General features: G+C 41.8%; 16 protein-coding genes. All 16 read right to left on the bottom strand.

Going from position 1 to position 20297, the window contains the following annotated elements:
• Positions 1 to 44: 44 nt before the first annotated feature.
• Positions 45 to 2912, bottom strand: a complete 2868-nt coding sequence (locus ACM0P2_RS20755; protein ID WP_419227743.1) for a TonB-dependent receptor — start codon at positions 2910 to 2912, stop codon at positions 45 to 47.
• A 72-nt stretch (positions 2913 to 2984) separates the two neighbouring features.
• On the bottom strand, positions 2985 to 4004 hold the full coding sequence (locus tag ACM0P2_RS20750; RefSeq protein WP_159119914.1) for a FecR family protein: 1020 nt from the start codon (positions 4002 to 4004) through the stop codon (positions 2985 to 2987).
• A 52-nt stretch (positions 4005 to 4056) separates the two neighbouring features.
• Positions 4057 to 4584, bottom strand: a complete 528-nt coding sequence (locus ACM0P2_RS20745; protein ID WP_159119915.1) for an RNA polymerase sigma factor — start codon at positions 4582 to 4584, stop codon at positions 4057 to 4059.
• Between the two features lie 148 nt (positions 4585 to 4732).
• Positions 4733 to 5353, bottom strand: coding sequence for a hypothetical protein (locus ACM0P2_RS20740; RefSeq protein WP_419227742.1), 621 nt, complete (start codon positions 5351 to 5353; stop codon positions 4733 to 4735).
• A 283-nt stretch (positions 5354 to 5636) separates the two neighbouring features.
• Positions 5637 to 6782, bottom strand: coding sequence for an alpha-hydroxy acid oxidase (locus tag ACM0P2_RS20735; RefSeq protein WP_159120554.1), 1146 nt, complete (start codon positions 6780 to 6782; stop codon positions 5637 to 5639).
• A gap of 119 nt (positions 6783 to 6901) precedes the next feature.
• Positions 6902 to 8197 (bottom strand): L-rhamnose catabolism isomerase, encoded by a 1296-nt coding sequence (rhaI, locus tag ACM0P2_RS20730; protein ID WP_419227740.1) that lies wholly within the window; start codon positions 8195 to 8197, stop codon positions 6902 to 6904.
• 9 nt (positions 8198 to 8206) lie between these two features.
• Positions 8207 to 10399: a bifunctional rhamnulose-1-phosphate aldolase/short-chain dehydrogenase gene (locus tag ACM0P2_RS20725; RefSeq protein WP_159120552.1), complete on the bottom strand. Its 2193-nt coding sequence runs from the start codon at positions 10397 to 10399 to the stop codon at positions 8207 to 8209.
• Positions 10400 to 10564: 165 nt separating this feature from the next.
• On the bottom strand, positions 10565 to 11953 hold the full coding sequence (locus ACM0P2_RS20720; RefSeq protein ID WP_419227739.1) for an FGGY-family carbohydrate kinase: 1389 nt from the start codon (positions 11951 to 11953) through the stop codon (positions 10565 to 10567).
• Positions 11954 to 12310: 357 nt separating this feature from the next.
• Entirely contained in the window at positions 12311 to 13108 is a 798-nt protein-coding gene (locus tag ACM0P2_RS20715; protein ID WP_131094859.1) for a DeoR/GlpR family DNA-binding transcription regulator, read from the bottom strand.
• 131 nt (positions 13109 to 13239) lie between these two features.
• A complete protein-coding gene (gene kduI, locus ACM0P2_RS20710; RefSeq protein WP_419227738.1) occupies positions 13240 to 14070 on the bottom strand; it encodes a 5-dehydro-4-deoxy-D-glucuronate isomerase in 831 nt (276 codons plus the stop codon).
• Positions 14071 to 14114: 44 nt separating this feature from the next.
• Positions 14115 to 14888, bottom strand: a complete 774-nt coding sequence (locus ACM0P2_RS20705; RefSeq protein WP_419227737.1) for a glucose 1-dehydrogenase — start codon at positions 14886 to 14888, stop codon at positions 14115 to 14117.
• Positions 14889 to 14913: 25 nt separating this feature from the next.
• The gene (locus ACM0P2_RS20700) at positions 14914 to 16206 is read right to left on the bottom strand and encodes a TRAP transporter large permease (RefSeq protein ID WP_159120548.1); all 1293 of its coding nucleotides are present in this window, start codon (positions 16204 to 16206) and stop codon (positions 14914 to 14916) included.
• Positions 16203 to 16706 (bottom strand): TRAP transporter small permease, encoded by a 504-nt coding sequence (locus ACM0P2_RS20695; RefSeq protein ID WP_159120547.1) that lies wholly within the window; start codon positions 16704 to 16706, stop codon positions 16203 to 16205. The genes ACM0P2_RS20700 and ACM0P2_RS20695 overlap by 4 nt, the downstream gene beginning before the upstream one ends.
• The gene (locus tag ACM0P2_RS20690; RefSeq protein WP_159120546.1) at positions 16703 to 17698 is read right to left on the bottom strand and encodes a TRAP transporter substrate-binding protein; all 996 of its coding nucleotides are present in this window, start codon (positions 17696 to 17698) and stop codon (positions 16703 to 16705) included. The genes ACM0P2_RS20695 and ACM0P2_RS20690 overlap by 4 nt, the downstream gene beginning before the upstream one ends.
• A 2-nt stretch (positions 17699 to 17700) precedes the next feature.
• Positions 17701 to 18666 carry a sugar kinase gene (locus ACM0P2_RS20685; protein WP_159120545.1) on the bottom strand — a complete coding sequence of 322 codons (966 nt, stop codon included), beginning with the start codon at positions 18664 to 18666 and terminating at the stop codon, positions 17701 to 17703.
• A 164-nt stretch (positions 18667 to 18830) separates the two neighbouring features.
• Positions 18831 to 20279 (bottom strand): sulfatase-like hydrolase/transferase, encoded by a 1449-nt coding sequence (locus ACM0P2_RS20680; RefSeq protein WP_236547238.1) that lies wholly within the window; start codon positions 20277 to 20279, stop codon positions 18831 to 18833.
• Positions 20280 to 20297: the final 18 nt, after the last annotated feature.

Genomic DNA, 20297 nt, shown 5'->3' with positions numbered 1-20297 from the left:
ATAGATGTGCTCGAAGGGCCCATAGAAATAAGCCCTTCGAGCTTTTAATAGCGATAAGAAATGGCAACAGAGTAATTACGACCACTTACCGTAGTGTTGTATGGACGATAAGTAGAATCGGAGTATTGAATTTCTCGTTCATCAGTGAGATTAGTTGCTTCAATCCTTAGCTCTACACTGTCCGATATTTGATAAGCTACAACCGCATCCATATATAGCGTTGATAGAAATCCTGTCTCATCTTCATCAACTAAGGTTCCTCCATCTACTCTTGCAATATACTCATCGCGATAGGTGGCTGAGAGCCTTAGGCTCAATGCGTATCCCTCAAGATAGGCGGTAAGATTGGCCAATAGTGGAGAAAGATAAGGCGCAGTCTTTTTATCTATGCGGTCACCAGTATTAGTGTTGTAATACTGAACATTTCCAAATGTATAACTAGCATTTGCCACTATCCCAAAGTGAAATACGTTAAGGCGCGACATATAGTCGCCCAATGACCACTCTAATTGCGCACTCCCTTCTACGCCATATAAAAAATAAGTACCTTGGTTCGTTGGCTTTACAACATCTATGTAGACACGTTCAAAATCACTAGAGAATAATTCAGGATAATTGCTAGCTACGTCACTTAAAAGCAAGCGTTGTCTATTGGAAGCTAAACTGTTTTTTATCCATTTACCAAATATATTAGCTGAGTATCTATCGGTTTCTCCCGGATAGGCTTCGAAGCTTAGATCGAGATTGTAAGCACTTACAGGCTTAAGCCTATCATTGGGAAGAATGAATACATTTTCGTTTTCGATAAGCTGAATAGTTCTTGTCAAAGTATCCAATTCTTGGTGGCCTATCGTTCTGCTCATTCCAACTTTAACTACTTGCTCACCTTTTCTGTAATTAAATTGTATTGAGGGGAGAAACGCAATATTGCTTAAGTCATAGCGATTTCTAAGACTAGACTGAAATACCGAAACAGAAGACGCATCACGCTCTGCTCGTAGTCCCGCATCGAATGTCCAATCACGACCTTCGACAGAGTATTGAGTAAAGAAAGACGCTCTTTTTTCTTTTATCAGGTTGTCAATAACTCTATCGGGAGCATAAGAAAATAACAGTGAATCCACCGAAGAAGGTTTGTTGTAAAAAGAGAATACCTCTTCTGGTCTAAGGGCTAACCAATTTAAATGCTGATGACTATCAAAAACATAGGCTGTGCTTTGAGGTACTGACTCTCGTGTAGATGACCAGCGTTCTTTTAGGATGTTTTGAATATCCGTATATTTGGCCGTATTTTCAAACTGCACGAATTCCAAACCCAGCTCCCAGCTGCTTCGATGGCTTGTACTTACCTGTACTTGACCTTTCGCGTAAGTAAAATCAGAGGTAGAGATAAACTGCTCAGAGTCGAGTTCGTTCATTTGCCACATATCGGGTTGAGTCAACTCCGCACTATATTTTATATCAGGAAAGTAATAATCGCCTCTGTAGTCGACAGAAACATCACTTTCTCCTCTCATGTAAGCTCGAATACTCTGAGGCATTCTATAACTAGCACTTTGCATACCTAGCACGCCATCAAATACAAGACTGCTCGACAGTCTATGCTCAAAGTTCAGCACGGTTTGTTGAAACTGTGTTGATACCTCCTGATGACGGCTTTCTGTTCCAACACGAGCATTTCGGTAATCCGCATAAACGAGTTCGTTCTTTGAGTTAACCTCTGCATCAGCTAAAAAAGTTTTGCCCTCGATAATTGGCGTAGACTGAAAACCCCGTGGGTAAAGGTGATTCTCTTGTCGTTGGCTATCGAGTCGGCCGTAGATCCAGTCGATTGTGAAGTGACTAGGGTCAGTTTGATACTCTATAGTCGCCCCGATTCCTAGGCGGTCCATGTCTCCTCGCCACACAGAATAACGATTTCCCCTTGGAATCCTGATTTCTTGATTCTGCCAAGCTTCAACCAACTCTGGCTCTAAGTCAGAGACATTCGCCCCTTCGGGAGCAAGTCGCCTCCATCTAAAGGTATTTGCGCCTTGCTCTTGATACGACCTCTGTCCGTAGGCTGCAGAAATCAACATGCCCCAATGCTGGTCGGTTGAAGACAGAGTAAATGAAGAACGGTTTGAAAGACCTTCAGCATATTGGTTCGTATCGACTTGATGAGAAACGTTCCAATGTAGTCCTGGTGAATCGAAAGGTTTTGCTGTGGTTAAAGCAGCAATACCAGCTACGCCGCCGCTTGGTTGCCCTACAGAGTAGCTTTTAAAAACTTTAATTTGGTTAAAAAGTTCTGAAGTAAACAAGTTGAGGTCAAAGGAACGATCTCTATCTCTCTGAGTCCTGCTATCCATAGGAGAGTCATTGTTTGAAAGTACAGGCATCCCATTAATCGTAACTAAGGTAAAGTCGGGGTCTAAACCTCGAAGCACCACCTGCCGACCCTCACCTGCTTCCCTCGTTATGCTCATTCCTGGAATTCGTTGCATCGATTCTGCAAGATTTCTGTCTGGGTATCTTGAAATGTCTTGAGCGACGATAACATCTGTGACCTGTTTCTCGTTGCGCTTTTCTTGTCTAGACAGGTTTAGAGAGCCCCGAATTCCGTTAACGTTTATTTCTTCTATAACGGTTTCGTCGATTATACTTTCAGGCTTTCGAATGACTACCCCACTACTCGTAATGCTATAAGTTAGTCCTGTTCCGTCCAGCACTTTTTGTATCGCGGTTTCAAGCGTATATCTGCCAGACATAGCAGGCGACATTACTTCTTTAATCAGGGAGGGCGATGCGATATAACCAACACCGAACTTTTCTGCAATTAGCGCTAAGCTTTGACTCAGTGATGTTGAAGTCAGCGTTATATTTTCTAGTCTCTCACGGTCAACGGTAGATGCATAAGTGAAAGAGCTCATGTCACTGACCAATAGTGACAAAACAAATACTACTCTACATCTACACGAGACGTGTTTAAGCATGGTGAGTGGCTACTTTATTTGTCTCACTATGTAATCCGAACTCGTTCGTTCGACCGAGAATTCTTGCATTGAAGATAATAAGTTTAGAGACTCACTAATATCACGTAAACTAAACCGCCCTGAGATTATTACATCTGGGTCGCCAATGTAGTTGACGTGTCGTGATGAATAACGGTTCAATCTTGCTATCACCTCGTTTATAGGTGTGTCTTCAATACTTAACCACCCCATCCTCCAACTTGGGAGCTGCTGTGGCGTAAATGCCGAGTTTGATGTAATAACCCCGTTTTCGAGCTTAATTTCTTGACCTCTATTTAAGAGAATTTCGCGGTCGGCGCTAACTCTTACCGTACCGTCGTAAACTTTTACAATAGTCTGACCTTCTAGCCTATCAATGTCGAAAGCAGTCCCTACAACTGTGATTGTTGCTTCATCCAAATCGACAATGAACGGTCTTTGTGGCGCATGCGTTACGTCAAAATATGCCTGGCCTTTAGTGAGGTTAACCTCTCTCTTTTCAGCACTAAACGCTACACTTATTTGACTATCACCACCTTGATAAACAATTGAGCCATCATCTAATACGTTGGACTTTTCTTCTGTTGTAGAAGTTGAAATAACGGTGAAAGTACTGGTTTCATGGTCAGCAAGGGCAGACAGTTGTTCCTCAGAGTTCGCCGTTATATCGACATTACCCGAAGTAATAAACACGACAACACATGCAATACAGGCCGCCGAAGCAATTGACCAATAAGTCGCTATGCGATTGCGCGACACTTTATCCTCTACATTTTTGTTTTCAGTTAGACCATTTTGCGTTAGTGGCGTGATATTCGTTGTGATTTTTGTCGATAAAGCGATTGACCGTGCAGCAAGTTCGGGCTGCCCCATTGCGGTAGCTATCTTGCGAAAAGCAGCCTTGTTTTCTTCTACAGCAAGCCAGTTAGCGAAATCACGCTGCTCTTTTTCGCTTAATTCATCAATACGATCAAACCAGTCTGCTGCTTCTTCTAAAACTATTGATGTCATCTTATTACGCCATTTACCCTGTACAGTAAAACCGAGAGGTAGAATTTCATCTTTAGTTGTCCTCTAGCCATCCAGCTTCTTCAAGTTTCACCGTGATTTCTACCATCGCTCTTGTTAAATGCTTTTTGACCACCTCAACACTTACATCTAACCTTCTAGCGATGTCATCCCGCGCCAAGCCGTCTACTCTTCGAAGTAGAAAAATTTCTCTTCTGAGAGGTGACATGTTCAAGAGTATACTGTCTACCAGCGCCAGTTTCTGTTGATTAAGGTAAGTATTACTTGGCGAATAGTCGTCAGATTGAATACTTACTTCTTCAATATCGACGTACTGCGGAACATTTTTTTTCTGAAAATCGTATAAAACTGTTTTCGACACCGTAATCATATAGGCGAGTGGAGAGTCTAATTCCGATAGATGCTTGCTTTTCTTCGTCCTCAACACTGTCTCTTGAAAGATATCGTCAGCTTGGCTTTTATCGACCGTTAAACTTCGAATAAATGCCTTTAGCGAAGCGAGCAAATCTTTTACGTCGCTATTTTCTAATTCATCCCAATGTAAATCTGCCGCTGGTTTCATTATTCGTTAATGTACTGAAATTCCATTGAATTATCGTATAACTTTTGTGTGACACTAAGATTTCAGAAGCCCCGCAACCCCATTTAAAATCTAACTTTACGACTTAAATATTAAATGTAATGAGGTGAAAAAATCACCTCACTGAGAATTAATAAATATCTAGATAAAACATATCTTTGAGCAACATGTTTTCATCTTTTAAATACGAAGGGTTTCTATCACAAGTATTTTCTGTCCCGTCGATTATTCCTGCTAAAACCCTTCCTCCATCAGTTCTACACACCGTTCTTTCATGCGGCCTAAGATCCCTGTTAATTGGGTTTGTAGAACCAGGGAAAACACTATTTTGTCCAATACTAGAAAGTTCTTGAACTCCCGGAGCCCATGTTTGACCCGGCCCTCTGGGATCTTTCCAATAGTAGCAGTAGCTCCCCGTCCCAAATGCCCAACTGTCGAAAGATGCCCTACTACGCTGGTCGTGATAATTACCGTGAGAATACTTTCCTACATAAACTACTGGGTGACTACCATCGGTTTCGATTTCTGAGACTGGTTTGGTGTACCTACCATTGTGCTGCCAGTAAGTGACGTGTTTTATCGAGCCATTTACAGTGTGTACAGTTACTGGCTCCCAATCATCGGAGTGACCACTGTCAAAAGTAGTACAACCATTTTGATTGCCGTAGTAAGCCCAGTAAGTAATGAGTGAATGACTATTTCCGCCTACTAATTCGGAATAGCTTTCTACATAAACAGAAGGAGGTGACACCTGAAATGAGGATTTGCTAGTGCAATTGCCAGAGTTAAGTCCTTGGGCGGGTTCAGTTGGCCAGCACTGTAGATCGTTTCTTAGTTTAAAAACAGGCCTAAAATCCTGTACTTCTGTAGTGTTAGCTAAAGATGAAAAAGATAAGCTAGCTATAATTAATGCAGCGATAGTCTTCATAGTTAATCCAATTAGGTTAAGTTAGTTCGCAGTTAATTTAAAACTACAACTATGAAGACTAATTATTTATCAAGACGGGGACGAAAATAGTGCGTGAAATTAGAACTTATCTAAATCGAATATGATCGCGGTTAAGGTCACTAATCTTTGAACAGCCCATTAGTCGCATATCGCGCTCGATTTCCGCAACCATTAATTGCATCGCTCTCTCTACACCTTTTTGGCCCGCCGCGGCTAAAGCAAATAGATAATAACGTCCTAAGCCAACAGCTTTTGCCCCAAGCGCTAATGCTTTTAAAACGTGAGTGCCTCTTTGAGCACCACTATCAAATATGACATCTATTTTGTCGCCGACTGCGTCAACAATTTCAGCCAGATGATCAAACGAACTTCTCGAACCATCTAACTGACGACCGCCGTGATTAGAAATAACGATCCCCGTGCAACCGATATCCACAGCACGCTTTGCATCTTCAACACTCATTATGCCTTTCAAGCAAAACTGGCCACCCCAGAACTTAACCATCTCTTCAACATCTTTCCAATTCATCGAGGGGTCTAACATATTAGTAAAATAGTCACCTATTGAGCTAGCACCGCCTCCCATGTCGATGTGGGCGTCTAACTGAGGAAGAGAGAATTTCTCGTGGGTAATGTAGTTAATGCCCCACATTGGGCGTGTTGCAAATTGCCATAAACCTTTGAGGTTGAGTCGAAAGGGAATAGCGAAACCTGTTCGCAAATCGCGCTCTCTGTTGCCGCCGGTAATAGAATCTACAGTCAACATCATAACTTCGATATTAGATTCTTTGGCTCTTTCCATCATAGCCCTGTTCAGGCCACGATCTTTATGAAAATAGAACTGATAAACCTGTGGCGTATCATATTTTTTAGCGATTTCTTCCATACTCACTGTACCAAGGGAAGAAACACCAAACATCGTTCCAAATTTTTCCGCTGCTCCTGCGGTCGCGCGCTCACCTTGGTGATGAAAAAGGCGCTGCAGTGCCGTAGGGGATAAATAGACTGGAAGCGCAAGCTTCTGCCCCATCACCTCAACACTTAAATCAATGTCTTTTACACCGGTCAGAACGTTTGGAATAAGGTCGCAACTCTGAAAGGATTCAGAGTTGCGACGCATAGTTACCTCGTCGTCAGCTCCCCCGTCGATATAATTGAATATAGGACCAGGCAACCTTTTTTGCGCTAACTTTCTAAAATCATGATAGTTATGACAGTTACTCAATAACATTTGCGTTTTCTTATTCCGATAGTTTGACAATAGCTACTTATATTATTCTTATTCTTCTTTATTCTTCTTGAATCGCTTTTTTGTAGAGTACAGGTAGAAAGCGGCTACCAAATCGTTACTTACACGATACCTGAGCCAGTGGAATTAGGGTCGCGCGGACGCTCTTTATCCATTTTTTCTCTGTAATCGACAGAGCGATAAGCACCGATAGGATTAATCGCCGCAGACTGACGATAGCGCGCCATGGCCAAGATAGGCGTAACATCAACGTTAAATGCTTTCTTAAGCTCTAATGAGGCCATCATCGCATCATTGTCTTCTTGATAACCGTATAGCGCTTCTCTGTCCACTAGTAATGCTTTAACGTAAGAACGCTGAACTTCGATTGCAGAAATAATTAAGCTCTCAATAGGATCAGTAACGTTATGCGATTGATCCAACATATAAGATGGGTTGAACTCTGCCTGCTGACGATATTCAGCATCAACTAATTCATTGAAAATTAGGAATTGTTGATATGGATGCAGTGAACCACTATCTAAATCGTCATCGCCATACTTACTATCATTGAAATGGAAACCGCCAAGTTTCTTAAACTGAATCAGGCGAGAAACAATCATTTCAATGTTTGTATTCGGTGCATGGTGGCCTAAATCGACAAGTGATTTACATTTTGGACCTAAGTGCATAGCCGCAAGAATATTTGAGCCCCAGTCCTGAATCACAGTCGAGTAAAATGCGGGTTCAAACATCTTGTGTTCGATGTGCATTTCCCAGTCATCAGGAAGCCCAGCATAGATTTTTTCCATGCTAGACAAATAGCGTTCAAACGCACGTTGGAAATGCTGTTGTCCAGGGTGATTAGAACCATCACCTACCCACACCGTAAGACTTTTTGCATCTAGCGCTTTACCGTACTCGATACAGTCTAGATTGTGCTGAATGGCCAACTCGCGAGAGGCTTCTTGCGTATTGCTCAAGCTACCGTATTTGTAAGATGCCGTTTGGCCCTTCTGATCTTGAAAAGTATTTGAGTTAACGGAAACCCACTTAATTCCGTATTCATCAGACGCTTGTTTCAATTCGCTGAAGTCATCTACCTTGTCCCACGGAAAGTGCGGCGACACACTATCGGTACAACCAGAAAGCTCATTAATCACCGCGCAGTCTTCGAGTTTCTCAAAAATATTGCGGGGTTCACCCTGTAATGGGAAACGGGCAAACCTTGTACCGCCGGTACCAGTCCCCCATGAAGGAACAGCAATTTGAAAGTCTTCAGCGGCCTTGGTGAACTTCTCGATATCAATACCATCACGTGCTAGCTTCTCAGCAAGTGCGTCATAGTCAGTTTTAAGGTTGCTATATAACTCTTCGTTTTTTTCGCTTATTAAAGCTGAATCTATTCTACGTAACATAATATACTCCTAGCGTAGGAAGGCTTCGTGCAAACCGCCGTCTACACTAATAATTTGGCCTGTGGTTTTATTAAGCTGACCAGATACAAGAAGGTAAGCTGCCTCTGCTTGATCTTCAGGCGTAATTGGTGACTTAGTAAGTGTTCTCTGCGCATAGAACTCAGCTAGGCGTGTACGAAGTTCCTCAGTGGAGTCTGACTCTTGGAACGGAATGTCATACTTAGTTAGCGAAGATATAACGCGGTCACGTGGGAACATGCTACTACCCTGCACAACAGTCGCAGGTGCCAGCGCGTTAACATTTACAAGCGGTGCTAGTGTTACCGCAAGCTCACGTACCAAGTGGTTTGCTGCAGACTTACTCGTATCGTAGGCAAGCGAACCTTTCTTCGATACAGCACCATTCACACTTGTAGTTAAAACCATATTCCCTTTCATTTGCTGCTTTTCCCAAATTTTTTGGGCTTCAGAAGCAACGACATAGCCACCTTTAACGTTTACGTTAAAGCTTAGTTCAAACACTTGATCATTCTTCGCCAAATCTGCGCCTTCTGCGATGAAAACACCAGCGGTAACGATAACTTTGTCGATACCTCCGTAGGCAAGAGTAACGTTAGCAAACAACTCTTCTACGGTATCGCGCTTTGTGATATCTACTTCTAAGGCAATCGCCGGTCCGCATGAAGAAATACCTGTTCCAGCTACTCCGATACCTTTACCATATAGAGCCTCAAGCTCTTTTGCTGTGGCTTTAGCATTTTCTAAACGCAAATCAGCACAAATAACATGCGCGCCCTCTTTCGCTACGCGGTGAGCCGTAGCTTTGCCGATACCATCGCCTGCGCCGATTACTACAACTACATCTCTTGCTAAAGGGGCTTCTTTAGGCATTCTTTGTAATTTGGCTTCTTCTAACGCCCAATATTCAATATCAAATGCCTCTTGTGCTGGTAATGCTGTGTACTCTGATATAGCCTCGGCGCCTCTCATAACTTCAATTGCACAGTTATAAAATTCAGCAGTGACTCTCGACTCGCTTTTATTTTTGCCCCATGCAATCATTCCAACGCCAGGAATAAGAACAACTGTAGGACTCGGATCCCTCATTGCTGGAGAGTCTTCTCGCTTACATGCTTCGTAATAGGCCGTGTAGTCTTCTCTATATTTCTCAAGAGAATTTTCAAACTTTTCAACCAATGTCTCTAGGTCATCTGTTTCAGGATTAAAGTCTACAAACAATGGTTTAATTTTTGTGCGAAGGAAGTGGTCGGGACAAGATGTGCCTAAATCAGCGAGTCGAGGAGCATCTACACTATTTACGAAACGTAGCGTTGCTTCATCATTTTGCAATGTGCCGATATATTTAACCTTATTCGAAAGTTTGCCTCGAGCAATTGGCATAAACTCTACGAGAAGCTTCTTCGAATCCTCAGCAGATAACGGCGCATACTTTTGACCGCCAAATGTTTGCTCGCCTTTATCATGCTCTTCAATATAACGAGCAGCGGTTTCAATAACCCATAGTGACGTCTCATAACAGCTTTTACTCTCTGAAGACCAATTTGTGTGGCCATGTTGTCCCAGCAAAATTCCCCAGATATCTGGATTCGCCTTGTAACTATCCTCACAAACTTTAGCGGCTTCCCATCCAGGTCTCATCCATGGCACGTATGCCAGTTTTCCACCCCAAATCACTTCCGTAAGGGCTTCTTGGTCTTTGCAAGAGGCAACCGATATAACTGCATTTGGGTGTAAGTGATCGACATGCTTTTCGTCAATCATAGAGTGCAAAGGCGTATCGATTGATGACGCTCTCGGGTTCAAGCAAAAGTTGCAGTGTTTAAACATACCAACCATGCGATCTTCGCCTGCAGACTTATAACCTTTATCAGGATATTGCTGGTAAACTGTATCTAAAGCCTTTAGTTTATCTTCATAAAGAGAGGAGAAATTCTCTTTTTTGGAAGTACGTAAATCACCACCAGAACCTTTAACCCACAATACTTCTACCTGCTCACCTGTTAACGGATCTTCCTCAAATAGCTTTGCAGATGTATTGCCACCACCAGTGTTTGTAATTCTTTGGTCTTCTCCTAGCTTATTGGAACGATAGACTAGATTTTCTACTGGAGAAAGCTTATCTGCTTCTTCATCTTTCCAAAGATACTTTACATGCTTGTAATCATCGGGTTTAAAAGCCATTACGGTGTCCTAAAATTAACAGTAAGTTATGTATCACAAATGTGAACATCGATTAATACGCCCACAATACACGCCACTTCCAATCCTTGTCAATCAATTTCAATCACCAATGATTGATATTTGATTGTTAATGCCATTAAGCATGTACAAAATTGATTGATTTTTTTAGTTTTGCTCGCCTTTGATTGATCTATGCCATTCTTTTATATACGCATTTAGACCAAAGAAATAAGAAGGTTCAACGGTTTCTAGCTCAAGCTTATTTGCTTGTTCACCATATCTAATAAGTGCTGCCGCTCCTAGTACAGTACCGGTATTGTCTGAAGATGCGAATACGGTTTGGTTTGGTCTCAATTGAGCAACAAGACGACAGAGTAAAGGATTCTTTAAAAAAGCCCCTTCAATGTAAATCGGCCCTTCAGCGTTTAAATCACTCAGACGCTGATTGATCATTAGTGCGCAGTAAAGAGTAGCAATAGCCTGCGGAGAACTTGGTTTTTCTGGACATAGCAAGCGAGGTTTAATACCCGGAAACGGCCCATTACCTTCACTAAAATCCGGAGTAACAAGCCAAAAATTACTCAGAGCATCTTGAATTGCGCTCTCGGTCGGATTCATCTTTATATTACCACCCAAGGTTGTACATATCCTTTCGTACTCTCTCCCTCCCATGAATCTTGCACAGGAAACAGGGTTACCGTTGATATCAACATTGGCTAGGGTATCTGTTTTATCGTGAAGAGAGTTAACAGTACCACCTGACTGCATCAATATCGTCCAAGTTCCTGTAGATATGACGGTGAACTCATCATCTTGTTCGCCGGTATTCAGGTATCGTAAAAAGCTCGCGTTACTATCATGAATACCACAGTAAATCTTGCACGATGTCGGTAGGGCGGTCTGTTTAGAAACATCATCGGTCACGTTTCCGATGCAATCCCATGCTTTCTTCAAAGGAGGAAACAAGTTAGACCACCCTTTCTTATTTGCAAGAGAAGAGTATTCACCCTCTATAGGCTTCCATAAGTCTGTGTGACAACCCAATGACGTTACTTCAGAGCTTAGCTCAGCACCTAGCCTCCATGCCCAATACTGCGGATACAATAAGATTGTATCCGCATTCGAAAACGGCTCTGGATACTTCCTTTGTAACCAATATAATTGCTTGGCTAGGTTTAAACCTGCTGGAAGATAAGGCGAGTAAGTTTCTTTGAAAACTGGGCGCTCTGCCTTGTATAGCTCAGCGCATTCATCGATACCTTGATATTCATAATCTAAGATGGGAAGCGTGAGCGCTCTTGATTTATCTGTAACATTGCTATCAATAAGCGCAGCAGTTGCCCCATGGGTAGTCACAACGAACCCTTCGACATTTTTAGTGTGGGTGCATGACTTTAGCGTCTCGACAATCCAGTCCCATATGTTGTCGACATCTGCTTGAGGGTATTGGCCCGCTATAGGGGCGTTTTTGCAACTGAAACTCGCTACCTGCTCATGATTTGACACAAACAATAGTTTTATATGAGTTTTACCAATATCTAAAACAGCTTTCACTCTAACGCTAACTCCAGTTTTCTGAGATGACGGAGATACCGACTAAATAGCAACACCAACATAAGCTATGGCGTATTCATTCAAACTTTTAAGTAGTTATTCGGTATCCCTAATTGTTAACGCTATGTATACCAAATCGTGATTGCAATTGAAAGCTTTTGATTAATAACTATTGATTGACGATAGTTGAGTGCATCGCATCAAAAGGTATTAGAATTAAGGGGGGACTTATTGAACGGGCTAGTGAATAGAGGTTTCAAGTTGTAGGAAACCTCTAATAAGTAGCGTTTTACATAAGTGGTGACGGAAACTAACGTCCGCTTACCAAACTATTAGTTCAGTTATTAAAAATGATAGTTACGCAGCAGCGAGGGTTTCGACATCAACGACGATTACTTCAATACCGTAGCTTTTGATTTCATCAAGCTGTGCTTTGTCCGCGCGATTATCCGTGATCACTATATCAACCGCATCCAAATCGCAGAAAACCAGATTGCTCTGTAAACCAATTTTACTGCTGTCAGCTAATACAACTAACTTATCAGCTTGCTTACGCAATTTCTTTTCCGCCAAAATTAAGAGAGGGTCAGATTCCATTACGCCATACTTGCTAATTCCTGGCGTGCCCATGAACATCATAGTCCCGCGGTAGTTCTGAGTCGTATCATTTTCAAACGAGCTCAATATTATACTTTGTTTTCGGTAAACCTCGCCGCCAGGTAACGTCACCTGATTTTGGCTATTTTCCACTAAGTCTTGGGCAAGAACAAACGAGTTGGTGAGTACATTGAGTCGCTTATCTCTTAAAAATTCTGCCATCATAAATGTCGAACTACCGCCATTTATAATGATTGATTCACCGTCATTGCAAAGTTCGCATGCGGTTTTAGCGATAGCGCGTTTTATGTCTGCGTTTTTCTCTTTATCGATTAGAAAAGCGTTTCCAGAAAGATAGAAGTTTGAAGTGGAGCCACTATCTATTACCTGTGCGCCGCCGCGAATTTTTTTAATCTTTTTCTGCGCAGATAGTTTTTTTAAGTCTCGTCTGATAGTTGCTTCTGATGCTCCAAGTTGACTACACAACTCAGGTACACTCGCAAATGTTGACTCTTCCAATATTTCTAGAATTAACTGCTGTCGCTGCTTTTCAAGCATTACTTTTCTGTCCTATTTAGCGTTATAGATATTAATATAGGGACCAAAATAACCAAAATCAATCAAAAAACTCATTTCATGATTGATTTTGATATAATTTACATACTTGATAGCTATTTTCAGTAGATTATCTAGCTTAACGAAGAGATTTCGATGTGGTCCATGTCGTCAAATTCTTGATTCTCGCCACCCATTGCCCAGATAAAACTATAGTTAGTCGTACCGACCCCACTGTGAATAGACCAACTAGGAGATGCAATGGCAACTTCAGGTGCTAATGGCAAAGTTTTGACTTCTTTAGGCTCACCAAGCATGTGAAATACTCGTTCGCTTTGGTCAAGGTCGAAGTACATATATATTTCAGTTCTACGAAAATGCGTATGAGGTGGCTTAGTATTCCAGACGCTGCCTGTTTTTAACTCTGTAATCCCCATCACTAACTGACAACTGTCCACGATTCCTGGACGAATTGACTGAAATATCGTTCTCTCATTCGATGTTTCTTGAGAACCAAGTTCAATGTGTTTTGCATCGATTTTAGGCACGTGAACTGTTTTAGTTACACGGTGTGCTGGGTATGAAACCATATAAAATTTTGCAGGCTCATTTGGGTCATCCGATGACAAAGTAACTTCTTTACTTCCTCTCGACACATATAAGCTATCTTTTTGCGCCATCGTGTAGTTAGTGCCATCAACTTTAACAGCCCCGTTACCACCAATGTTAATGATGCCAAGTTCTCGCCTTTCACAAAAGTAATCAGCCGCTAATTCTTTGTGTGTAGGTAACTCAATAGCAGAATCAGTCGGCATTGCGCCACCTATAACAGCTCGGTCTACGTCGGTATAAGTCAGTGAAAGCTTACCAGGAGTGAAAAGCGGCTCAGTTAAGAAAGCCTCTCTAAGCTCTTCATTAGTCATGCTGGGGTAGCTGCGTTTATTTGTAGAGAAAAGAAAATTCATGCGAAACCTTTTTATCGTGAGGTGAAAAATTGAATGGGCTCGTTTTAGCGAGCCATCCAGCCACCGTCAACAAGCAATACATGCCCGTTAACATATGATGAGGCCTTTGAAGAAAGGAAAATAGCTGCACCTGCCAGGTCATCTGGTTGCCCCCATTTATCCGCAGGAATTCGGCTACTAATACTTTCAAATCTCTCTTTGTCTTGACGGATATTAAAAGTATTGTCTGTTTCGAAATAGCCAGGGGCAATTGCATTAACTTGAATGTTTTTGTTAGCCCACTCATTAGCAAGCGCTTTAGTCAACTGAGCTACGCCGCCTTTGCTTGCTGCATAGGCAGGTACTGTTATTCCACCAGAGAAACTCAGTAACGATGCGATATTAATTATCTTCCCGCTACCTTGCTTAAGCATCTGTTTGCCGGCTTCTCGGCAAAATGTAAATACACCATTTAAGTTAACATTTATTACTTCATTCCAGTCTTCATCGGAAAACTCGTGCGCTGGTGAACGCTTAATTGTCCCCGCGTTATTTACTAAAACATCAATTCGGCCATGATTCTCGACTATCTTGTTTACAGTATCGATTATTTGAGACGTATCTGATTGATCACATCCATAACCTGCACATACAACATCTTTCTTAAATAACATTTCAATTGTCGATTCTACACTTTTAGTTGAAGAGCCAATCGCTATTACTGTCGCACCCGCTTCTCCAAGAGCGAGAGCAATGCCCTGCCCTAGTCCACGACTAGCGCCTGTAACGACTGCAACTTTTCCATGTAAGCCAAATTGTCTACTTAAATAATCAGACACGTCATGTCTCCTAACTTAATTGTAATTAAATGAGACCCAGAAGCTTAGGTAAAAACTCGCTGATTTCTGGGAAAATAATGGTAAGTGCTAGTGCAAAAATCATCGCAACGTATAACGGAAGAATAGGTTTCATAATCTCACTAATAGATACTTTTCCTATACTACATCCCACAAATAAAACACTTCCTACAGGAGGTGTGCACAGGCCAATAGATAAATTTAAAATCATCATAATCCCAAAGTGAAGAGGCGATATATTCAGCATTTCAGCAATGGGTAAAAATATGGGGGTAAATATCAGTACTGCTGGGGTGACATCCATGAATGTGCCTACAGCAAGCAAAATAAGGTTCATTATAAGAAGTATAATGATGGCATTTTCAGACACCGATAATAGTGAGTTGCTGATAGCTTGCGGTATCTCCTCATAGGACATCAGCCAAGACATTGAGGCCGAGGCACCAATTAGAAACATAACAATCGCTGTTGTACCTACCGTTTTTAATAAAATTGGGTAAAGGTCTTTTGTTGACAACTCTTTATATACACCAAGGGCCAACACGAGGGAGTATAAAACAGCTATGGCCCCAGCCTCCGTCGGCGTAAATAGGCCTCCAATGATCCCACCAATGATTAGCACAATTAAGAACAAACAAGGGATAGCGCCGAATAAACTGGGCCAAAACTTCCCTACTTCTATACTGCTATCCGCGGCAATTCCGGCTCGCTTGATATAAAATGCTGCCCCCATCATTAAAAAAGCCGTAACTAAAAGGCCTGGTAAATATCCGGCTATGAACAGGGCTGCTATTGATACTCCGCCACTAGCTAATGAATAGATGATAAGAATGTTACTGGGAGGAATTAGCATGCCTGTTGTTGCAGCGGTGACAGTGACTGCCGTACTAAACGGTCTGCTGTAGCCCTCTTTTTCCATTGCAGGGACCATAAAACCGCCGACAGCAGATGTTGCCGCAACAGCTGACCCCGAAATCGAGCCAAAAAGAGCACAAGAGATAATATTTACAAAGGCTAGGCCTCCAGGGAGCTTTCCGACCAACACTTTGGCGAATTCAATCAGTCTGACAGCAATCCCACCTTGCCCCATTAAATATCCAGATAAGACAAAAAAAGGAATCGCTAATAATGCAAAACTATCAACGCCTACTGCTAGCCTTTGCGCTAGTGTAGTTAACGCAGGAAGCGTATCAATCGTTAAGAGCATAGTCGCTAAAGTCGCTACAATAATACTCACTGCGATAGGTACGTTTATCAAAAGCAGGATGAAAAACACTCCGAAAAGTACTAATGAAGTCATAGTGCGTGCTCCCTTAGATTGCTAGGGTCTTTTACTTCTAAAAGTCCCCATACACCGTACAAGATAAACAGACACCCACTAATTGGTACTACCGAATAAACATATCCCATAGGAATACCAAGTACAGGGGATTCTTGTTTTAGCAGAAAAGTGATGTAAGTAAGATTGACCCCACCTATAACCAGAACGCCTAAAGCGAACAATATTACTAGTACATATCCTAATTTTGCCGTTGTAACCGCAGCGTTACTCTGCATCTTTTTAGTTAAGTAATCGAACCCCAAATGGCTATGGGTATGAAATGCATAGGCACTGCCAAGCAAGCTAATCCATATCAAGAAAAAGCGGGCAAGCTCTTCCGTGAAGGAGCTTGGGTGAGGTAAAACAAAACGCGTTATCACCTGCCAAGTTACATTTAGAACTAGCAGAGCCATCATTGTTGCTAATAGTGCTCGCAACGCTTTATTTAGCGTAGGAATAATTCCTGAGAGTGTCTTCATTGTTCTACTCCTAACGACTTTATCTGCTTAACAAGCGCTTCCAAATCGCTACCTTTTAAAGATTCGTAGACGGGGAGTACACTCTCTTGAAATACACTTTTGTCGGCCTCAATAACTTCCACACCGGCTTTTTTTACTACTTCTAAGGATTCTCGTGTTGATTCGGCCCACAGCACCCGTTGAAAGTCAGCAGCAGCCAACATAGATTCTTCCAACCACTTCTGTTGTTCAGCATTTAGCTGTTCCCAGACATGGGTACCGATGATGATCACGTCAGGTATCGAGGTGTGTTCATCTAAAATAAGGTACTTGCTAACTTCATAGTGCTTTGAATAGTAAAAACTCGGGAGGTTATTTTCAGCACCGTCCACTACCCCCTGCTGGAGCGATGTATACAGTTCCCCCCAACTTACTGGTGTGGCCGCACCGCCCATCGTATTGACCATAGAAACAGCAGTTTGGCTATTCATGACTCTTATTTTTTGCCCTTGTAGATCATCGGGCGTAACCACTTGCTTCTTCGTCGTGTAGAAGCTTCTAGAACCGGCGTCAAAATAGCCTAGTCCTTTGAAGCGATATGGTTGACCAGCGGCAAGTAACTCTTTACCAACATTGCCGTTTAATGTTTTCCAATAATGCTCTTGGTTATTGAAAAGATAAGGGAGGCTAAACACTTTCATTTCAGGCACAAAGCTTTCTAGCGCACTCGCAGAAACCTTCGTCATTCCCATACTCCCTATTTGAATGAGTTCTAGCACCTCCCTTTCGTCACCTACTTGTGATGAAGGATAAATGACAATAGACATCGAACCGTTAGACCTTCGCTCTAGTTCCTCTTTTAGAAATACAAGACCTTTGTGTACAGGATGATTTATATCTAACTGATGTCCTAGGCGAATAATATAAGTTTCGTCTTCGGTATCATTGCCACACCCTTGCAATACTGCTAACGGAATCAATAAAAGAATTTTAAGAAAGTGCTTTATTGCCATATTTACGCTCCTATGAGTGAAATGCTTTTAGGAACTATCGCTCCTTTATGCATGATCACTTGTGCTGCGCAAAACTGACCATCACGGATACATTTTTCTAGGCTTTCTCCCTTCGCCTTGGCCGCTAAAAATGCACCGTTAAAAGAGTCACCAGCTGCTGTAGTATCGACAGGCTCTACAACGTTAGGAACGTCAAACTCGAACTTCCCATCTTTATTAGCCGCAAGAATGCCGCTAGCGCCATTTTTAACAATGACTTCAGAAACACCACATTTTAGCCAGCGCTCAATACAATATTCCATTGAGTGCTCTCCATGTAGGCTTACCTCATCCTCCATACTCAGAAGGGCCAAATCTGTAAGATTCATTATTTGGTTAAACGCTTTTGATGCTTCGCTCAGCGACAGCCAGTTCCTTTCTCGATAATTATTGTCAAAAATAACCTTGCCGCCACGCATGCGAAATTCACTGAGAAAATCATAAAGCGCTTTTCGAGTTGATTCAGAATAGATTGAAAGCGTTATACCGCTTAAAAAGATAGCGTCGTAATCTTTAATCTCGTCTAACGTTTCCGGAAATTTATCTAATAGGTATTTTGCTGGGGAGTTAGAACGCCAATAGTGGAAATGACGTTCGCCATTGGGCTCATTTTCAATCAAATACAAACCCGGCACATTGTTTTCCAATGTTTTCACATGCTTAACGCCGACTCCTTCCTCTTGCCAAAGCGAAAGCATTTTACTGCTAAACGAGTCATCGCCCAGTGCCGTTACATACTCGACGTCCCCCCCACAGCGAGAAAGATAAATAGCGGTATTAAGTGTATCTCCGCCATAATTGAGTTTATAAAGCTCACTATCACCGTTAGATAACTCAATCATACATTCGCCAATAATAGCTAACTTCACTTCTCTTTCTCTCCATCCCTTAAACTCTGTGTAATAAAACTCATAGGCTTTAACACTCATCAAGAGTCATTAAATAAATGTAAAATGATTGTATATGAACATCAAGCAATCATCAACACTCAAAAACAATCACATAAATTTAATTTGATGTTATGGGAAGTTAGAAATTACTAGGTGATGGCTCTCCCTCCAACTAGCGAGGAAGAGCCATAAGTATTGAGGATTTAATTTGGCAGGAGAGCGTTCTCGAAACTTTTTCTTGATTTAACTTCTTCACTTCGTGCATTTTCGTACTTCTCTATATACACATTTGCTCGCTGTAAAAGCCCATTAGTTAAGTACTGGTACTTTTCTTCATACGCAAGATTAGTAGTTTCGAGCGGGTCGTTTTCCAGATCGTATAGTTGCAAATAGTCATTTTTATAGAAATTCACAAATTTCCAATGTGCTGTTCGTAAACCATACATGGGCGGAATAGGAGCACGTTTCGGTTGATACATATGCTCAAAGAAAAATTCATCGCGCCACTCAGTAACTTTCTCTGCGCCAATCAATGGGATTAAACTATTACCTTGATACGTAGATGGAATAGATACACCAGCAAAGTCGAGTATTGTTGGTGCAATATCAATGTTTAGTGCAAGCTCGCTTATTTCTTTATGCTTTAGAGTGCGAGGGTCCTTAATGATGAGGGGAACTCGTAGGTCCTCTTCCCAACCAAACCACTTCCCTGCCAATTGGCGTTCGTTCAGTGCGTAGCCGTTGTCCCCAGTGTAGATAATTATCGTGTTATCATCCAAGTGGAGAGACTTAAGAAGATCGTTTAAAGAGCCAACTGCATCATCGACGCTACTAATAGCTCGATAATGTCGTTTCACTATTCTTTGATACATTTCTTCGGTTGCGAATCGATATTCCCAACGAATTCTTCCCATAGATGTTTTTAGAAAATCAGGGAGTGCTTCAAAAGCTGTGTCATCAGAAACATTGGCTTTTTCAATTTCTACATTCGAGTACATAGGCTCAAATTCTGGTGGATAATGGAACTGGTCTACTTTATCTACGTCATGTGCATGGGGGTTCCAAAAATTTACGGCCAACACCCATGGCTTGTCACCTTTTGATGCTTGCTTAATAAATTCACTCGCAAGATTTCTAATGTAATGTGTTTGTGGTATTTGCTCACCATCCCACTCATTAGTTTTCGACTGAAGAAGAGGTTTGAAATAATCAAACCGTTCATCATCCTCTCCCGACAGTTTTATTTCATACTTACCCACAAATCCTGTGTTATAGCCAGCACTTTTAAGTAGCGCCGGGTATATATTTGACGATTCCTTTTCGCCTGTAGGCGGTCGCCCAAAAGTAAAGTCGTGAGTACGCTCTGTTAAACCAGTCAGAATACTGATTCGACTCGAAGCACATATAGGAGTTGTTACGAAGGCATTCTCAAACACTACCCCGTCATTAGCTAATGCATCGAGGTTAGGCGTTTGAACTTGAGACGAATTTCTGCTTAACAAATCCCAACGATGATCATCAGCGAGTATGAAAAGTATGTTTGGAGGCCGGTTTTTAGTATTTGCAGTGTTATTTTCGTTAGCTACTGCTTCGTTGAAACATACTGCTAAGCAGTTAAGAAGTAATGTTAGATAAAAGAATGTTATTTTCACAACCTTCGTCCTGTTAAA

Origin of the sequence: Alteromonas sp. OM2203, assembly GCF_048517045.1 — a bacterium.
Taxonomy (GTDB): Bacteria; Pseudomonadota; Gammaproteobacteria; order Enterobacterales; family Alteromonadaceae; genus Alteromonas; species Alteromonas gracilis.
This window is presented reverse-complemented; position numbering and strand designations above follow the sequence as displayed.